Annotated in this window: 9 protein-coding genes; 2 read left to right on the top strand and 7 right to left on the bottom strand. The window is 72.3% G+C overall.

The genetic code is table 11. The features are described from left to right. Positions 1-6: 6 nt before the first annotated feature. The 4 genes from AB0B57_RS27995 to AB0B57_RS28010 form a co-directional block, all read right to left on the bottom strand. Entirely contained in the window at positions 7-2,397 is a 2,391-nt protein-coding gene (locus AB0B57_RS27995) for a nitrate- and nitrite sensing domain-containing protein (protein WP_357076059.1), read from the bottom strand. Positions 2,398-2,650: 253 nt separating this feature from the next. Beyond that, on the bottom strand, positions 2,651-3,133 hold the full coding sequence (locus AB0B57_RS28000; protein ID WP_357076061.1) for a helix-turn-helix transcriptional regulator: 483 nt from the start codon (positions 3,131-3,133) through the stop codon (positions 2,651-2,653). A gap of 253 nt (positions 3,134-3,386) precedes the next feature. Continuing rightward, entirely contained in the window at positions 3,387-4,679 is a 1,293-nt protein-coding gene (locus AB0B57_RS28005; RefSeq protein ID WP_357076064.1) for a cytochrome P450, read from the bottom strand. Positions 4,680-5,186: 507 nt separating this feature from the next. Beyond that, a complete protein-coding gene (locus tag AB0B57_RS28010) occupies positions 5,187-7,541 on the bottom strand; it encodes an AbfB domain-containing protein (protein ID WP_357076067.1) in 2,355 nt (784 codons plus the stop codon). Between the two features lie 367 nt (positions 7,542-7,908). Between AB0B57_RS28010 and AB0B57_RS28015 the strand changes: the two genes are divergently transcribed. Continuing rightward, the gene (locus AB0B57_RS28015) at positions 7,909-8,703 is read left to right on the top strand and encodes a serine protease (protein WP_357076070.1); all 795 of its coding nucleotides are present in this window, start codon (positions 7,909-7,911) and stop codon (positions 8,701-8,703) included. A gap of 137 nt (positions 8,704-8,840) precedes the next feature. After that, entirely contained in the window at positions 8,841-9,692 is an 852-nt protein-coding gene (pdxY, locus tag AB0B57_RS28020) for a pyridoxal kinase PdxY (RefSeq protein WP_357076073.1), read from the top strand. 87 nt (positions 9,693-9,779) lie between these two features. Here the strand turns inward: pdxY and AB0B57_RS28025 are convergent, their stop codons facing one another. Genes AB0B57_RS28025 through AB0B57_RS28035 form a run of 3 tightly spaced genes read right to left on the bottom strand, consistent with a single transcriptional unit; the run spans position 9,780 to position 14,964 of the window. Then, on the bottom strand, positions 9,780-13,118 hold the full coding sequence (locus AB0B57_RS28025; protein WP_357076076.1) for a DUF87 domain-containing protein: 3,339 nt from the start codon (positions 13,116-13,118) through the stop codon (positions 9,780-9,782). Continuing rightward, the gene (locus AB0B57_RS28030) at positions 13,115-13,828 is read right to left on the bottom strand and encodes a hypothetical protein (protein WP_357076079.1); all 714 of its coding nucleotides are present in this window, start codon (positions 13,826-13,828) and stop codon (positions 13,115-13,117) included. Before AB0B57_RS28030 ends, AB0B57_RS28025 begins: the two co-directional genes overlap by 4 nt. Next, positions 13,825-14,964, bottom strand: coding sequence for a DUF559 domain-containing protein (locus AB0B57_RS28035; protein ID WP_357076082.1), 1,140 nt, complete (start codon positions 14,962-14,964; stop codon positions 13,825-13,827). Before AB0B57_RS28035 ends, AB0B57_RS28030 begins: the two co-directional genes overlap by 4 nt. Positions 14,965-14,983 lie beyond the last annotated feature (19 nt).

Genomic DNA, 14,983 nt, shown 5'->3' on the forward strand with positions numbered 1-14,983 from the left:
GTCGCGTCAGGTGTTGCCGAGGTTGATCGGGGTGCGTCTGCGGTTCGCCACACCCCGCGCGTACGCGGCCATCGCCGACGCCACCTGGGCCGGGTCGCGGTACTCGGACCGCTGTCGCTGCTGCGGCACGGTCACGCCGCCGGGCACGAGATGCCGTTGCGGCTCCCGTTTGGGCAGGCCGGAGGTGGTGGTCGTGGCAACTTCGGGGGCGTGTGCCTGGGCGGCGGTGCGCCAGGCGTCGTCGGCGGGGCTGGACCACTCCCGGTCGTCGGCGCGGTCGGCGACATCCGCCTGGAACCAGTGGTTGACCTGTTCGAAGATGAGCAGCTCCTCGGTGGGCGCGTCACCCCGGTCCGGGGGTGGGGGAGTCGGTCGGAACACCGGCGCCGCCGGCAGGGTCCGTTCGGCCGGCGGGCGTCCCGCGGTGGGTTCGGGGCGCCGCTGGTACGGCGGAGGTGGGCTGGCCGTCCGCGCCGCCCGCCGGGACAGCCGGCCGGGTGCGAGCAGGTACTCCTCCGGTGGCAGCGACCGCATGATCGCCGCCGGCAGCGTCGCCTCGGCGAGGGTGCCGCGTCGGGGACCCCGTCGCAGTTGGACGGTGGCGCCCAGCCGCTGCGCGAGCTGCCCTACGACGACCAGCCCCATCGCCCGGACGGCCGCCACGTCGATGGCCGGCGGGTGGGCCAGGATCTCGTTGAGCTGCTGCATCCGCTGCGGGGACAACCCCATGCCCTCGTCGCTGATCTGGACGATGACGCGGTCACCCAGGCTTCGACCGCTCACCCAGGTCTCGCTGCCGGGCGGTGCGTACGTCGTCGCGTTGTCCATGAGTTCGGCGAGCAGGTGCACGACCTCGTCGACGGTCTTCGCCGCCACCGCCACGTCTCCGTCGATCATGCCGAGCCGGATCCGCGCGTAGTGCTCGATCTGGGACAGCGCCGCCTGGAGCACCTGTTGCAGGGGGACGTCGCGCTGGCGTACGCGACCCACGCCGACGCCGCCGAGCACCAGCAGGCTGGCGTTGATCCGTCCCATCCGGGTGGCCAGGTTGTCCAGCGTGTACAGCTGGTGCAGGCGGTCGGGGTCGGTCTCGTCCCGCTCGACCAGGTCGACCTGGGCCAGCACCGCGTCGACGAGTCGCTGTTCGCGGCGGCTCAGGTGGATGAAGATGTCGGCGGTGTTGGCGCGCATGACGGCCTGCTCGGCGGCGGTCCGCACGGCGGCCTGGTGCACCGCGCTGAACGCCTGGCCCAGCTCCCCGATCTCGTCGTCGCTCGACGGTTCGAGGGCGGCGGTGGACTGCTGGCGGGCCAGCCTGTCCGGGTCGACGGCGGCGCTGCCCGGCTGCTGGAGCTGGGCCACCACGGCGGGCAGTTGTTCGAATGCCACGGCGTTGGCGGCGTCCCGGAGGCGACGCAGCCGCCGGGTGATCTGCCGGGCGACGGCCCAGGTCACCAGCGCGGTGAGCACCAGTGCCAGCAGGACGCCGGCCGCCTCGGCCACGGCCCGGCGACGCTGGTCGGCGTGCGCGGCCCGGACGTCGTCGCGGACCGCGGCGTCGACCCGCGCGCGCAGGTCGGCCAGGCGGGCCGCACGCGCCTGTGTGGTGGACACCCAGTCGGCGGTCTCCAGTTGCAGTCGCGACCCCGGCTGGGCCCGCGACACCTCGTCCTGCATCCGTTGCAGCGCGAGCGCGTCCTTGCCGGTGCCGGCCTGCTCCCACCAGAGGCTCCACTCGGGCGGGGCCAGGGCCAGGAACGACAGGCTCGACTCGGTGTAGCTGGTCCGGGCCGCGGTGATGTCCTGCTGCGTGGCGGGGGTCAGCTCGCCGCCCGCGACCGCGCGCAGCACGGCGACCTGCTGCTGACCGATCGCCTCCGCCGTCTTCGACAGCGCCGCCGAGGCCCGGATGCCGTCGGCGAGTTGGGCGTCGACCACGCCGTGCGAGACGTTCTCCCGCAGGCTGATCAGGTCGGCGATGGCGATCCGGTAGCTGAAGGTCATCGCCGACACCGAGGCGTGCGCCGCCGTGCGCACCTGGGTGCGCAGCGGGGCGAGGCTGGCCAGGGCCGCGTCGATGCGGCGCAGGAGGGCCCGGTTGGGGTCGGCATCGGCGGACAGCCGGTCCCGCTGTGCGCGATAGCGCGTGACGGCGTCGTCGGTGGCGGCCAGCTCCGCGCCGAAGGTGTCCTGCTGCTCCGGCGCGGGATAGGTGAGCAGGTCGGCGGCGGCGATCCGTTCGCGTTGCAGCCGGTAGGCCAGATCACCGGCCTCGGCACCGACCTGCGCGAGGATCCGCAGGTCGCTGGCACGTGCGGTCTGCCGTGCGCTCTCGGTCAGCGCGAGACCGGCGAAGCCGATCACGGCGACGAGTGGTGCCGCGACGATGAGGCGCATCCGCCCGGCTATCTTCCAGCCGCGTCGGCGGGTCGGGTAGGGTCTGGCCGCGTGGGACCTGGTGCTCGACGCCAAGATTGACTCCCACGACTCGTCGACGACGGTCTATTCGCACGTTGCCGAATGCAAGTCCCATTCGGCCGGAAGCCGCGCTCGTAGGCCAGACCTGGCCGTGGTACAAACTGCTCGTACCAGCATCTGTACCCAACGTCAGCGGCCGATGACACCGCGAGACGGGTCGGGGTGGGTGGGGTCAGCGCTTGTCGTCGCGGGGGTCGGCCGGCGGGTGCCGGCGCTGGGTGTCGTCCGGGTCGGCCGGTCCGTTGAGCACCTGACCGATCAGTTCCCGCAGCTCATCGATCGCGTCCACCACGGCTGCCGGGTCGCTCGCGTCGCGCCGGGCACGCTGGCGCGGCACCGGCCGGTCCAGCAGATCCGGCTCCGAGGCGCGAGGGCCACGGCGGCCGTCGGCCGCCAACTGCTCGGCCGCCACCTGCGGCCACAGTGCCGCGAGCCGGCCGCCGGTGTCGAGCACGTCGTCGCAGCGCTGCGCGAACTCGTGACTGCCGAACCGGCGACCCGACTCGACCGCTGCGACAGTTTCCCGGCTGAACCGCACCAGATCCGCCAGGGCTCGTTGGGTCAGGCCCCGTTTGACGCGGCAGTTGCGCAACTCCCAGCGGAACCGCTGACTGGCCGCAGAGTGAGCAGAGCTCGACGGGGACGTGTGCTCCATGCGCTCACCTTCGTGGCTACGGGAATCAGCAGCGGACGCCAGATCGGGATATGGCAATGAGCTGAACATTCATAGGGGGCAATTCTTAACCCAGGATGCGATGGGTGTGAAGACGTTCGCCGACCCGGATGTCGAGCACACTGCGAAAGATGCCCGCGGACCGTGGCCGGCGCCGAGTCGCGCCGGTGGGCCGGGTACGCGAGCGGTCGCGTACCCGGTCAGTGCGCAGGTGGCGGGCCGGGCCCGCCCACGGTCAGGCGACACGCGCCTCGGCGGGCGCCCCCGCCTGCGTCGCCGGCACGTCGGCGGACGCGGTGACATCGATGGTGGCGAGCAGTGTGTGGTGCGAACGAAACGCGACGTTGGGTTTGTACGAACGCCGTTGTTCGGAAGCCAGCTTCAGGCCGGGAATGGATTCGGCGAGCCTGGTGAGGGCGATCTCGGCCTCGAGTCGCGCCAGTGCCGCACCGATGCAGAAATGTGGGCCGTGGCCGAATGACAGGTGATTCCCCACATCCGCCCGGTGCGGATGGAACTTCTGCGGGTCGGTGAAGACCGCGGGGTCGCGGTTCGCCGCGCCGATCAACAGCAGGCAGCGGGCCCCGGCGGGAATCGTCACCGTTCCCAGCGTGACGTCTTGGCTGGTCACCCGGAGCCAGCCGTCGATGGCGGGCGCGAACCGGAGCGTCTCGGCGACGAACGCGGGGACGGCTCCCGGGTCCGCAGCGATCGCCGACCAGTGCCGCGGACTGGACAGGGCCTGGTCGAGCGCGTGCGCGAGTAGGCCGGCGGTGGTTTCGTGGCCCGCGACGAGCAGATTGAAGGCCAGGCTCGCCACCTCGGACACCGTCAGCACCGCGTCGTCGTCGTCCCGGTAGGCCAGGGTGCGGCCGATGAAGTCGTCGCCCCGGTGCCCACCGTCCACGCGCTGGCGGACCAGCTCCTCGCAGTAGTGCCAGAAGTCCAGCAGGCCCTGCGCCAGGCGCACCTGCTCGGCCTCGTCCGGGTGGCCCCAGAGCAGGGCGATCTGGCCGTCCGCCCAGCTCCGGATCCGCGCGATGTCGGCGTCGGGCACCCCGAGGATGTCCAGGACCACCAGCAGGGGAAGCTCGGTGGTGAGCTCCGGGACCAGGTCGACCCGGTCGCCCTGGCGGGCGGCGAGCCGGGCCACCAGCTGGTCGACCCGCCGCCGGACGATCGCCCCGTACTCGGCCTCGACGCGCTCGGCGGTGTTCGCGAAGGTCGCCCGGAGGGCCCGGCGGGTGCGGGGGTGCGCCGGTGGGTCCGCGGCGGCCGTGGTGGGTGGCGCGTCGAGCCGCATGAGCACGTTCATCGCCGCCGGGCAAACCTCGTAGACCGGGGCGAGGGTGAGGGCGTTGGCGAACGTCGTGGCGTCGGCGAGGGCGCGGCGGACATCGGCGTGTCGGCTGATCAGCCACAGGCCCAGATCCTCTGCGTAGTGCACCCCGTCGGGGTCGTCCAGAATACGCTGCCAGATGCTTGCCGGATCGGTGAGATAGGCCCCGGTGAACGGATTCAGCCGCATGGAACGCCTCCTGGTGAACGCGGCACGGAAACCGGCAGCGCCCCCATTCAGCGATCCACGTCAGTTGGGCCGATAATGGCGCGCATCTGCCTCAGGCTCTTTACGGTGCGCTGGGTGGCCGCGCAAGTCAAGATTGGTCGACATCTATTTATGGGTGTGCATAATTGCGTGTTGCAATGAGCGGGCCGGATCGGCCGGGTGCAAGTTGCGGCTCGGTCCTTGCCGTCGGTCGGGCCCGGCCGCCAGGCCCCGTCCCGGTGTCGCCGACAACGAGTCGATCGGGGATGGCCGCCGCGGAAACCGGCCAGGCCCGACCGCGGAATCGACTCCCCGCTCTCCCACCTGACCGGAAGAACGACCTCCGGTACGGCGGGTGACGCGCCGCCCGGCCGCCGGCTCCCGCGGCTGCGGCCGTACCGACGACGGCGCCCACCCGTCGCGGGTTGCGCCAACCCGGGCTGGCGCCCCCCGCGACGTCCTACCGTGACGACCCGGCCGCGTGCGGGGTCAGGGCGCCCACGGGGTGGCGACGGCCCAGGTGCTGTCGGCGGTCCACAACGTCGGCGTGTTGTACGCGTCGCCGCCGGTGCCGTTGCTGAGCCAGATCTCCGAGTTGTGGTGCCGCAGGTATCTGCCCCGGAAGTTGTACGACTCCAGCGACACGCCCGTGCCGGTCAGCCCGACGCGTGCGCACCAGGTGGCGTCGGCACGCAGGAGCGCCGAGCCGTCGTCCGGCGAGTTGCGGACCCGGGAGTTCTGGTGGCGCAGGTACTGCCCGGGAAAGTTGACCGACTCGAACGAGTAGCAGCCGGCGTCGGCCAGGCCGGCCCGGATCGTGTACGTGGCGTCGGCCTTGAGCAGGCTGGGGCTCGCGGCGTCGACCACGTCGGTGTAGGCAAGGCCGTCCCGGTGGCGCAGGTAACGGTTGGTGTGGCCGGGCGTGGTCACCCGCAACGACCGGCGGGTGTCGACCGGCAGGGCGACCGGCGCCGAACTGCCGATCGTCTTCGACGCGTTGATCAGGGCGGTGTTGGCGGTGCGGACCCGTGCCTGGTCCATCTTGACCACCTGCCGGTCGTAGGTGACGAACCCGTTCAGCTCCCCCTCCAGGTCGGTGATCTCCGTGTAGATCGAGGCGCTCAGCCCCTTGCCCAGCATCAGGTTCTGGCTGCCCTGCACCAACCCCACGTAGCGGTCCGTGAGCGCGGTAGAGCTGGTCTGCCACTCGTAGGCGAAGAAGCCGCCGCTCGGGCTGTACTCGTGCCCCGGCGTGTGCAGACCCAGGCCGCCGAACTCGCCGAGCACGGCGATCCGGCTGCTCGACGGCACGGGGGAGTCCGGCCCGAGGTAGACGTGCCAGTCGTCGATGTCGCCGTTGCCGGGGTCGCCGAGGGACTGGCAGCAGTTGTGCCCGCTGTGCGGGTTGACCAGGCGGGTCGGATCCTGGTTCTTGATGTTCTGGGCGACCCGCCGGGTGTCGGCGAGGGATCGTTCGCCCCAGCCCTCGTTGTAGGGCGTGTACGCGATCACGGCGGGCGAGCTGCGATGCTCGTCGACGATCTCACGTGCCTCGGTCTCGAACTGCGCCTGCTGGGCGTCGGTGGGGTTGATGTCCTGTGCGGTCAGGGACGGGATGTCCTGCCAGACCAGCAGGCCGAGCCGGTCCGCGTGGTAGAACCAGCGCTGTGGCTCGACCTTGATGTGCTTGCGCACCATGTTGAAGCCCAGATCCTTGTGCTTCTGCAGGTCGAAGGCGAGGGCGGCGTCGGTCGGCGCGGTGTACAGCCCGTCCGGCCAGAAGCCCTGGTCGAGGGTGCCGAGCTGGAACACGAACTGGCCGTTGAGTTTGGGGCGCAGCACGCCGTTGACCACGCCGGTGGTGATCTCCCGCATGCCGAAGTAGTGCAGCGTCCGATCCACAGTGGTGCCACCGCTGTTACGCAGCGTGATCCGGAGCTGGTAGAGGAACGGGTCGTCGGGCGACCAACGGCGCGCGTTGGGCACCGGCACGCTGAAGTCGGTGAAACCGCCGGCCGCCGATCCGACGACGGTGCTTCCGTTCAGGGCCTCGGCGAGCACGCTGTGGCCGCTCACCTCGCCCCGGGTGAAGACCCGGACCCGCAGGGTGTTGGTGGCGAGATTCGGGTGGACGTCCACGCTGGTGATGGAGGCGGCGGGCACCGGTTCCAACCACACCGTCTGCCAGATGCCCGAGCTGGGGGTGTAGAAGATCCCACTGGGTGTCTTGGTCTGCTTGCCGATGGCGGGCAGACTGCCGTTCTGCCGGCTGTCGGTCGGATCCCAGACCTTGACGACGATCTCGTTCACCCCGGCGGTGAGCTGGGGTGTCACGTCGAAGGTGAACGCGTCGTAGCCGCCGGTGTGTGCGCCGACCCGGACACCGTTGACCCAGACGGTGCTCTGCCAGTCGACGGCGCCGAAGTGCAGCAGGGTCCGCCGGCCCGACCAGTTCGCCGGGATGGTGACGGTGCGCCGGTAGAACAGGTAGTTGCGGTTGTCGTTGGCGGCTCGCTGGATGCCGGAGAGGGCGCTCTCCACCGGGAAGGGCACGTTGACCCGCTCGGGCAGGTTGGTGCCGAACTGCGGGGCGTCGTCGGTGGCCGACTGGCGCAGCTGCCACTCGCCGTTGAGATTGAGCCAGTCCGGTCGGGTCATCTGTGGCCGCGGATACTCCGGCAGTGGCGTGCCGGCCAGGGCCTGGCTGGTCCAGGGGGTGGTCAGTGGCGGTGTCTTGGCCGGTGCGGCCTGCGCCGGCGGGGCGGGCGCGGCGAGGACGCCGGCGACCAGGGCGAGGACGAGTAGCAGCGGCAGGGCGGGGCGGATGGGGACGTGTCGTGTCATGCCGTCTCCGGGGACGAGTCGCCCCGGGCGGTGCAGCCAAGCCCGGAGCGCGTGGGCGGTGGGCATCGGGAAGCGTTGACGATGGGACGGCGTCATCGACGGATGCCGGTGGGCTGGCCACGCGCCGAGGTCGGCGCGCGCATCAACATCCATCACTGCTTGTGCACCGTTATAGGGCCGTGGTGGCCCTGTCGTCAACGCTCGTGCGCCGGACGGCCGACGCTCCGCGCCGTGCTGCCGCGAGATCCATAGCCTCGGTGGTACGACTCAGAGAGGATGACCTTCGAATACACGTCGTTCAATATGCTGACCGCTATCTCGAATCGGGTGCGCTCACGAGGCGTGCCATCCTGATGCGGAGGAATGCATGGCTCGCTGGCGTACCCTCACCGGCCTGTTGGCCACCGCGTTGGCCGCGCTGACCGCGGCCAGCCTCACCCTCGCCGCACCGGCCGCGGCGGCCGACAACCCCATGACGCCGAACGTCGTCGGCGGCACCCGCGCCGCCCAGGGTGAGTTCCCGTTCATGGTGCGGCTCTCGATGGGTTGCGGCGGGGCGCTGTACAGCCCTCGGCTGGTGCTCACCGCGGCACACTGCGTGGGCTCGACCGGCACCAACACCAGCATCACCGCGACGCTCGGGACTGTCGACCTCCAGTCGTCCAGCCGGATCACCGTCCGGTCCAACTACGTCTACCGGGCCCCCGGCTACAACGGCGCCGGCCGCGACTGGGCGCTGATCCGGCTGGCCACCCCGGTCACCGGGCTGAGCACGCTGCCGATCGCCACCACGACCGCGTACGACAGCGGCACCTTCACCGTCGCCGGGTGGGGCGCCGCGCGGGAGGGCGGTGGCCAGCAGCGGTACCTGCTGAAGGCGAACGTGCCGTTCGTCAGCGACTCCACCTGCAACGCCAACTACGGCGGCGACCTCATCCCCGCCCAGGAGATCTGCGCCGGGTACGCCAGCGGCGGCACGGACACCTGCCAGGGTGACTCGGGCGGCCCGATGTTCCGCCGCGACGCCGGCAACGCCTGGATCCAGGTCGGCATCGTCAGCTGGGGCAACGGCTGCGCCCGACCCAACTACCCGGGCGTCTACACCCAGGTGAGCTACTTCGCCTCGTCGATCGCCTCCGCCGCGGCGAGCCTCGGCGGCTGACCGTACGACCGGACGGGCGGCCCGGACGACGATGTCCGGGCCGCCCGTCGTGCCGTCGGAGTGGGCGGCGAGTGGGCCACCCGACAGATTCGGCGGGCCGCGCGTGCGGCACCGACCGCAGCGACGATGATGGGCCGGTGATGATCCTGTCCATCCAGTCGTCGGTCGCCTACGGTCACGTCGGCAACTCGGCGGCGGCCTTTCCGCTGCAACGCCTCGGGCACGAGGTCTGGCCCGTCCTGACCGTGCACTTCTCCAACCACACCGGGTACGGCGCGTGGCGTGGGCCGATGCTGCCGGCGGCCGACGTGGCCGAGGTGATCGCAGGCATCGCGGACCGTGGGGTCCTCGGCAGCGCCGACGCGGTGCTCTCCGGCTACCAGGGCGACCCGGCCATGGGCGCGGTGATCCTGGACGCGGTGGAGAAGGTCAAGGCCGCCAACCCGGCCGCGGTGTACTGCTGCGACCCGGTCATGGGTGACGTCGGCCGGGGGATGTTCGTCCGGCCGGGCATTCCGGAGTACCTGCGCGACACCGTCGTGCCGCGCGCGGACATCATCACCCCGAACCAGTTCGAGTTGGACTTCCTCGCCGGCCGGACGACGACCTCGCTGGCCGAGGTGCTCGACGCGGTCGACGTCGTGCGCGCGACCGGCCCCCGCCACGTCCTGGTGACAAGCGTGTTGCACAGCGACCTGCCAGCGGGCTCGCTGGAGGTGGTGGCCGTCTCGGACGAGGGCGCCTGGGCGGTGACCACCCCGCTGCTGCCGATCAACCCGAACGGCGGCGGCGACGTCACCGCGGCGTTGTACCTCGCACACCTGTGCACCACCGGCGCACCCGCGACCGCACTGGAACGCACCATCGGCTCCGTCTTCGCCATCCTCGAGGCGACCCTCGCGGCGGGCACCCGGGAGATCCAGCTGATCGCCGCACAGGACGTGATCGCCGACCCGCCGGCCCGGTTCGCCGCCCGCCGGCTGCGCTGACGCCGGCGGGTCGCGAGACGCCGGCGCCGGGCCCGGACCACGCCGCGAAAGCGGTCAGTGGCCCGGGACTGGCGTCCCGAGCGGCGGTCAGTGGCCCGGGACCGCCCCGCGAGCGCGGGCGACGACCTCCTCGGGGCTCAACGGGGCCTTCGGGTGGTGGGTCAGACACAACGGGGTACGGACCTTGACGAACGAGAATCCCTCGCCCGCGGCGTAGAACTCGCCGCTGTTGAGCAGGCCGATGTCCGCCAGCCGCCCGCCCTTGGCCTCGGCGAGCTGCCGGGCCGCGTCGATCTGCGCGGGCGCGTTGAGCAGCCCGAAGAACTGCGTCGTCGCGTTGCCGGAGATCTGGTTGTGCAGACCCTTGGGCGCCTGGGTGGCGAAGACCAACCCGAGCCCGTACTTGCGGGCCTGCGAGGCGAGCGCGATCGAGCTGGCGGTGCACGCCGTGGTGCCGGTCGACGGCGCGAGCGTCTGCGCCTCGTCCATCACGAACAGCCCACCCAGCGGTCGGTCACCGGCGGGGTGCCGTTTGATCCACGCGAAGAGCGCCATCTGCAACTGGTTGACGAAGCTCTGCCGCTGGTGCTCGGAGGTGAGGCCGACGAAGCTGATCACCGACACCCGGGCCCGCCGACCCGGCGAGGGCGTCAGCAGCAGCCCCGGGTCGGCCGGCGCACCGACCCCACCGAAGAGCGGGTCGGTGACCATCGCCGCCTTGAGCGCCTCGGCCAACTCCTCGGCGAGCTTGCCGGCACGGGCCAACCGGCTGACCCCCTCGGGCAGGTCGGTGAGGAACTCGGTGAAGCCGGGCAGGCCCACCATCCCACTTCGCGCGTACGCCTGCAGGGCCTCGGTGAGGACGGCCTTGCCCTGCTGGGCGAGCCTGCTCGACCGGTCGACGCCGGCCCGTGGCGCGAGCGCCTCCACGGCCGAGCGGACCGCCTGGTCGAACTCGTCGGGCCAGTCCCGCAGTGAGGTGAAGTCGGGCAGTGGTTGGAAACTCAGCGGCCGGCCGGCGGTGACCCGGGGCGTCCACACCACCACCTCGGTGTGGGCGAGGTAGTCGGCGGCTCGCTCGGCGTCGCCGGGACCCCAGCCGCCCGGCGGTGCGGGCCACGCGTCACCGAGCCGGGCGAGGTCGTTGTTGGGGTCGAGCACGATCGCCGAGACCCCCTCGCGGGCGCACTCCTCGACCAGTCGACGGATCAGCACCGTCTTGCCCGAACCGGATCCGGCGAACACGACGGTGTGCCGGCGCAACGACTCCAGGGGCACCGTGAACGGGTGGCCGCCGTCGACGGTCCGCCCCAACCCGATGCTCCGACCGCCGGTGTCGGCCACGGGGTCGACCGCGTCAGCGGGTACGGCCACGGCGGCGGGGCCGGTCGACGGGCCACCAGCCCCGTCGGCGGCCGGCCCGCCTGTCGAACCAGCCTCGGCACCACCCGCCGGAGTCCCGGCGTCGCTCGACGCTGTCCCGACATTGTCCGACGTCGCCCCGGTGTCGTCTGACGTGGGCCCGTAGTCGTGCGGCCGCGTCCCGACGTCGCCCGGTGCCGGCGGCCCGCCGTCGCGGGGCCGCTCGGGCCCGGGCAGGACCGCCCGGAACAGCTCGGTGCCGCTGGCCGGTCGACGGGCCACCAGCCACTCCTGCAGGGCCGTGGACGGCTCGGTCGCCATCACCCGCAGCGCCGCGAAGACCCGCAGGTCCGCCTCCGGCACCGCGCGCCGGAGGCCGCCGGCCGCGTCGAAGCCGGCCAACACCTCGGTGGTACGCCGCCCGGTCGGCCACGGGCCGTTGCGCAGCAGGATCAGCCGCCGTTGGGGCAGGTCCCGGTCCAGTCCGGCGAGTGTGCACGCGGCCTTGACCCGGGCGGTCACGGCGATGGCGTTGGGGTGCGCGATGGCCCGGAAGCACCAGTGCGCCTCGTTCTCGGTGGCCTCGTCGAGCACCTCGATCAGCCGCCCGTGCAGCGCGGGCTTGCGCCCCGGCGGCGGATCGTACTTGTAGGTGGCCCCGGTCGGCGCCTGCTCGGCGATCCAGGCGGCCAGGCCGGCGGCGAGCAGCGGTGGCATGTGCTCGTCCTCGCGGGCCGGGTCGACGGCGGCCGACACGTCCGCGGCCTCGACCAACTCGGCGAACCGTGCGTCCAACTCGCGCAGGCGGCGCTCGTCCGTCGTCGGGTCGCCCGGCGTGACGCGCACGGCGGGCGCCGTCGGCGTCGAGTCCGTGCCGTCGATGAGCCGGTCGAGTTCGACCACCTCGTCGCGGTCGCGACACCAGGCGACATGGCGGTCCACCCGGCGCAGCAGGGCGCGTGGTGTCAGGGTGGGTGCGTCGGCGAAGGCGGCCGGGGCGATCGGCCAGGTGGGATGGGGTGGCACGAAGCGCGGACCCGCGAACGCGGCGGCGAGGCGCTTCGCCACGATCGCGTGCCCGATCTGCGGGGTGGGGATCCGGTCCGGCAGGGTCGCCGCACGGAACCGGTCACCGACCGGAGTGGGCGCCGTACGTGTCATCAGCACCCACGTGTCCGGCAGACAGGAGACGACGACGAGCGTGCGGCGGGTGATGTCGCGGAGTTTGAGCAGGCCGTCGGCGATCGGGCCGAACACCTTGGCCTGGCCGTCCTCCAGCCCGTCGTGGTGCTGCAGCATCGAGGTGCTGGTCTGGGCGAACAGCGTGTCGAGCTGGTCCACGGCGATGACCGTGGGGTCCAGGGTCAGCGCCATCAGCCGGGAGATGTCCTGCACGATCTGCTGCGGGGTGCGGGTGGCGGCGCTCAACCCCCACGCCGCCCGTGCGGCCGGGTCTCCCGGTTCGGAGATCAGGTGGGCGTACCCCACGTCCTGTGCCTCGAAGTCGACGGCACCGTGCAGGACGAGCGCCCGAGCGGTGTCCTGGGCGTCCCGCCCGACCTCCCGATCGCGTTCGCGCAGTGCCCGGACGAAGGCGTCGAGCTGTGTACGGGTCACCGGGGTGGCGCCGGCGACCGCGTCGCGGACCTCCACCGGGAGGCCGAGCTGGGGGGTGAGGCGGCGCAGGAACGTCTTCAGCTGGGTGCCCCAGCCGACGTGGGCGCGGCCCATCCCCTCCACCAGGGCCAGGGCGACGCTCTCCCAGAACGTCTTCCCACTGACCATGTCGACAAGGAAGAAGTAGCCGCCCTCACGCTGGATCCGTTCGCGGACCGCGCCGAGCAGGTGCGTCTTGCCGGCGCCCGCGCGGCCCTGCATGGCCACGCCGAGCGGCATGCTCGTGTCGTCGGTGCGGGCCCGCGCCACCCCGCGCAGGATCTCCGCGACCACCTTCTCGTGCAGCTCCGGCACGTTGTGCGGGCTGGGTCGCCAGACGTCGTCCGGAGTGACGGCCGGATTGAGACTCACCGCCTCCAGCGCGCCCCGCTGGTCGTCGGAGATCACGCGGGGCCGATCGCCAGGGCGTGGTTGTCCTCGTTCCCGATGCGGACGGCCGCGGCGCGGTCCCGTGCGGTCAGCGACTTGGTGTTCGCCACCGGGATGATGCGGACGTCCTCCCGGCCGACCATCGCCCGCAACGCGGCGTCCAGCGAGGCCCGGTCGGTGTCCGCGAGCCGGTCCCGCACGTCGGCGAGGCTGACCCACGCGCCAGGCGCGGTCGCCAGCTCCCGGTACGCCGTCCGAACCAGCGCCTCCAGGTCCGTCGCGGTCGTGTCCGTCGCGGTCACGTGCGTCGCGGCCGCCGTGGTCGGTGCTTCCGGTCGAGGCGCACCGGTCGCCGGGGCGGTGGCGTCGGTCTGCTTGAAGAAGTCGCCGTGACTGACCCGGAGCCGGTCCAGCGAACGGTGCAGGTTGGACAGCACGACGAACAGTGACCGGGTCGTGGAGCCGCCCTGCTTCGGCGGAGTGCCGAGGTGCAGGTGCCGGACCACCAACCAGCCCTCCTCGGTCAGCTCGTGGGCGAACGGACGGGTCGTCCGGTCGGTCTCGACCAGGCCCAGGTCGACGAGCTTCTTGTTGTCCTTACCGGTGAGCGTGAAACCGGCCAGCTCGTTCAGCTCGGTGTTGGTGAGTCGGCGCGCCTCCACCATCAGCACCACGAGGGCGTTGATCTGGTTCGGCGTCAGGTGCGGGACGTCCGCCGGGCTGGTCATGATCTCTCATCTCCGTGGGGGTGCGTGCCGCCCGCGCGTCGCCGGGCCAGCAGCCGACGGATCCCGTCGACCACCGCCGGCGCGTCGGTGAGCACCTGCTCGTTGGTGAAGCGGAGCACGTCCAGCCCGAGGAGTTGCAACTGCACGTCCCTCCGCCGATCGTTGGCGAAAGCGATTCGACCACGATGCTCCGGGCCGTCCACCTCGACCGCAAGACCCTCGACGGGCCAAAAGAGATCCAGCCGGTACGACGTGCCCAGCACGTGCCACTCGTAGGTGTGGTTCCACCGCCGTCCCCGCGCCCAGTCGTGTGGTGCGAGCGCGCGTTCCAGTGCCTGCTCGGCAGCGCTGTCGCCGCGTGGCAGGCCCGCGATCGGTGGCCAGGCCAGCACCGTCGGGGCCGGCCCGGCGGCCGTGGCCGTGGCCGTGGCCGTGGCCGTGGCCGTGGTTGTGGCGGCGGGCGGGTCGGTCGTGCCGGCCAGGTCGGTGAACCGCGCCGGCACCTGCATCGGCACCGACCGCACCCGGTCGGCGTGACGCAGCGGCCCGCCGACCAACCACACCGTGCAACCGCCGTGCCGCACGAGCCACTCGGCGGCGGCCACGAGCGTCCGCTCGGCATCCTCGCCCAGGTCGGGCAGGGCGAGGACGAGGACGCAATCCTCCCGGTCGTACGCCTCGGCGATCACCCGGGCGAGCCCGGCGGCGCGTACCCCCGGGGCGAAGCGGGACCGGGCGGCGGGCTGGCGCGGACCGCGCAGCGCACGCTCGGCGAGGTCCGCGAGAAACGGGCCGAAGTGCGGGGAGCGGGCGGCGGCACGGGCCGCGAGGGCGCGCACCGCCGCCGCACCGAGCGTGCCCTCGGTCTCGAGACGGCCCGCGTCGGGCAGCCAACCGGGGAACATCGCGCGCGCCGCGGAGTCCAGTTGGTCGAGGACGTCGGCCACGAGGTCGCCGAGCGAACCCACAGCCGTGGGCCGGTAGTGCACGACCGCCGGCGCCGCTGGCGGCAACGGGTCGAGTGCCACCCGCAGCACCTCGGGGTCGACGGCCGGCAGGTGACTGACCTGTCGCGTGGGCGGGGCGGCCCACCAGGCCCGGTCGGCCCCGCCGTCGGCTGGGACGGGGTGGGCCATGCCGGCACCCTACGACACC

Origin of the sequence: Micromonospora sp. NPDC049101 (genome assembly GCF_040648675.1) — a bacterium.
In the GTDB taxonomy this organism is placed as follows: domain Bacteria; phylum Actinomycetota; class Actinomycetes; order Mycobacteriales; family Micromonosporaceae; genus Micromonospora.

Coding starts and splice junctions, on each gene's coding strand:
- AB0B57_RS28005 (WP_357076064.1), bottom strand. CDS start 4,679: ATGCGGCTGAATCCGTTCACCGGGGCCTATCTCACCGATCCGGCAAGC.
- AB0B57_RS28010 (WP_357076067.1), bottom strand. CDS start 7,541: ATGACACGACACGTCCCCATCCGCCCCGCCCTGCCGCTGCTACTCGTC.
- AB0B57_RS28035 (WP_357076082.1), bottom strand. CDS start 14,964: ATGGCCCACCCCGTCCCAGCCGACGGCGGGGCCGACCGGGCCTGGTGG.
- AB0B57_RS28030 (WP_357076079.1), bottom strand. CDS start 13,828: ATGACCAGCCCGGCGGACGTCCCGCACCTGACGCCGAACCAGATCAAC.
- AB0B57_RS27995 (WP_357076059.1), bottom strand. CDS start 2,397: ATGCGCCTCATCGTCGCGGCACCACTCGTCGCCGTGATCGGCTTCGCC.
- AB0B57_RS28015 (WP_357076070.1), top strand. CDS start 7,909: ATGGCTCGCTGGCGTACCCTCACCGGCCTGTTGGCCACCGCGTTGGCC.
- AB0B57_RS28000 (WP_357076061.1), bottom strand. CDS start 3,133: ATGGAGCACACGTCCCCGTCGAGCTCTGCTCACTCTGCGGCCAGTCAG.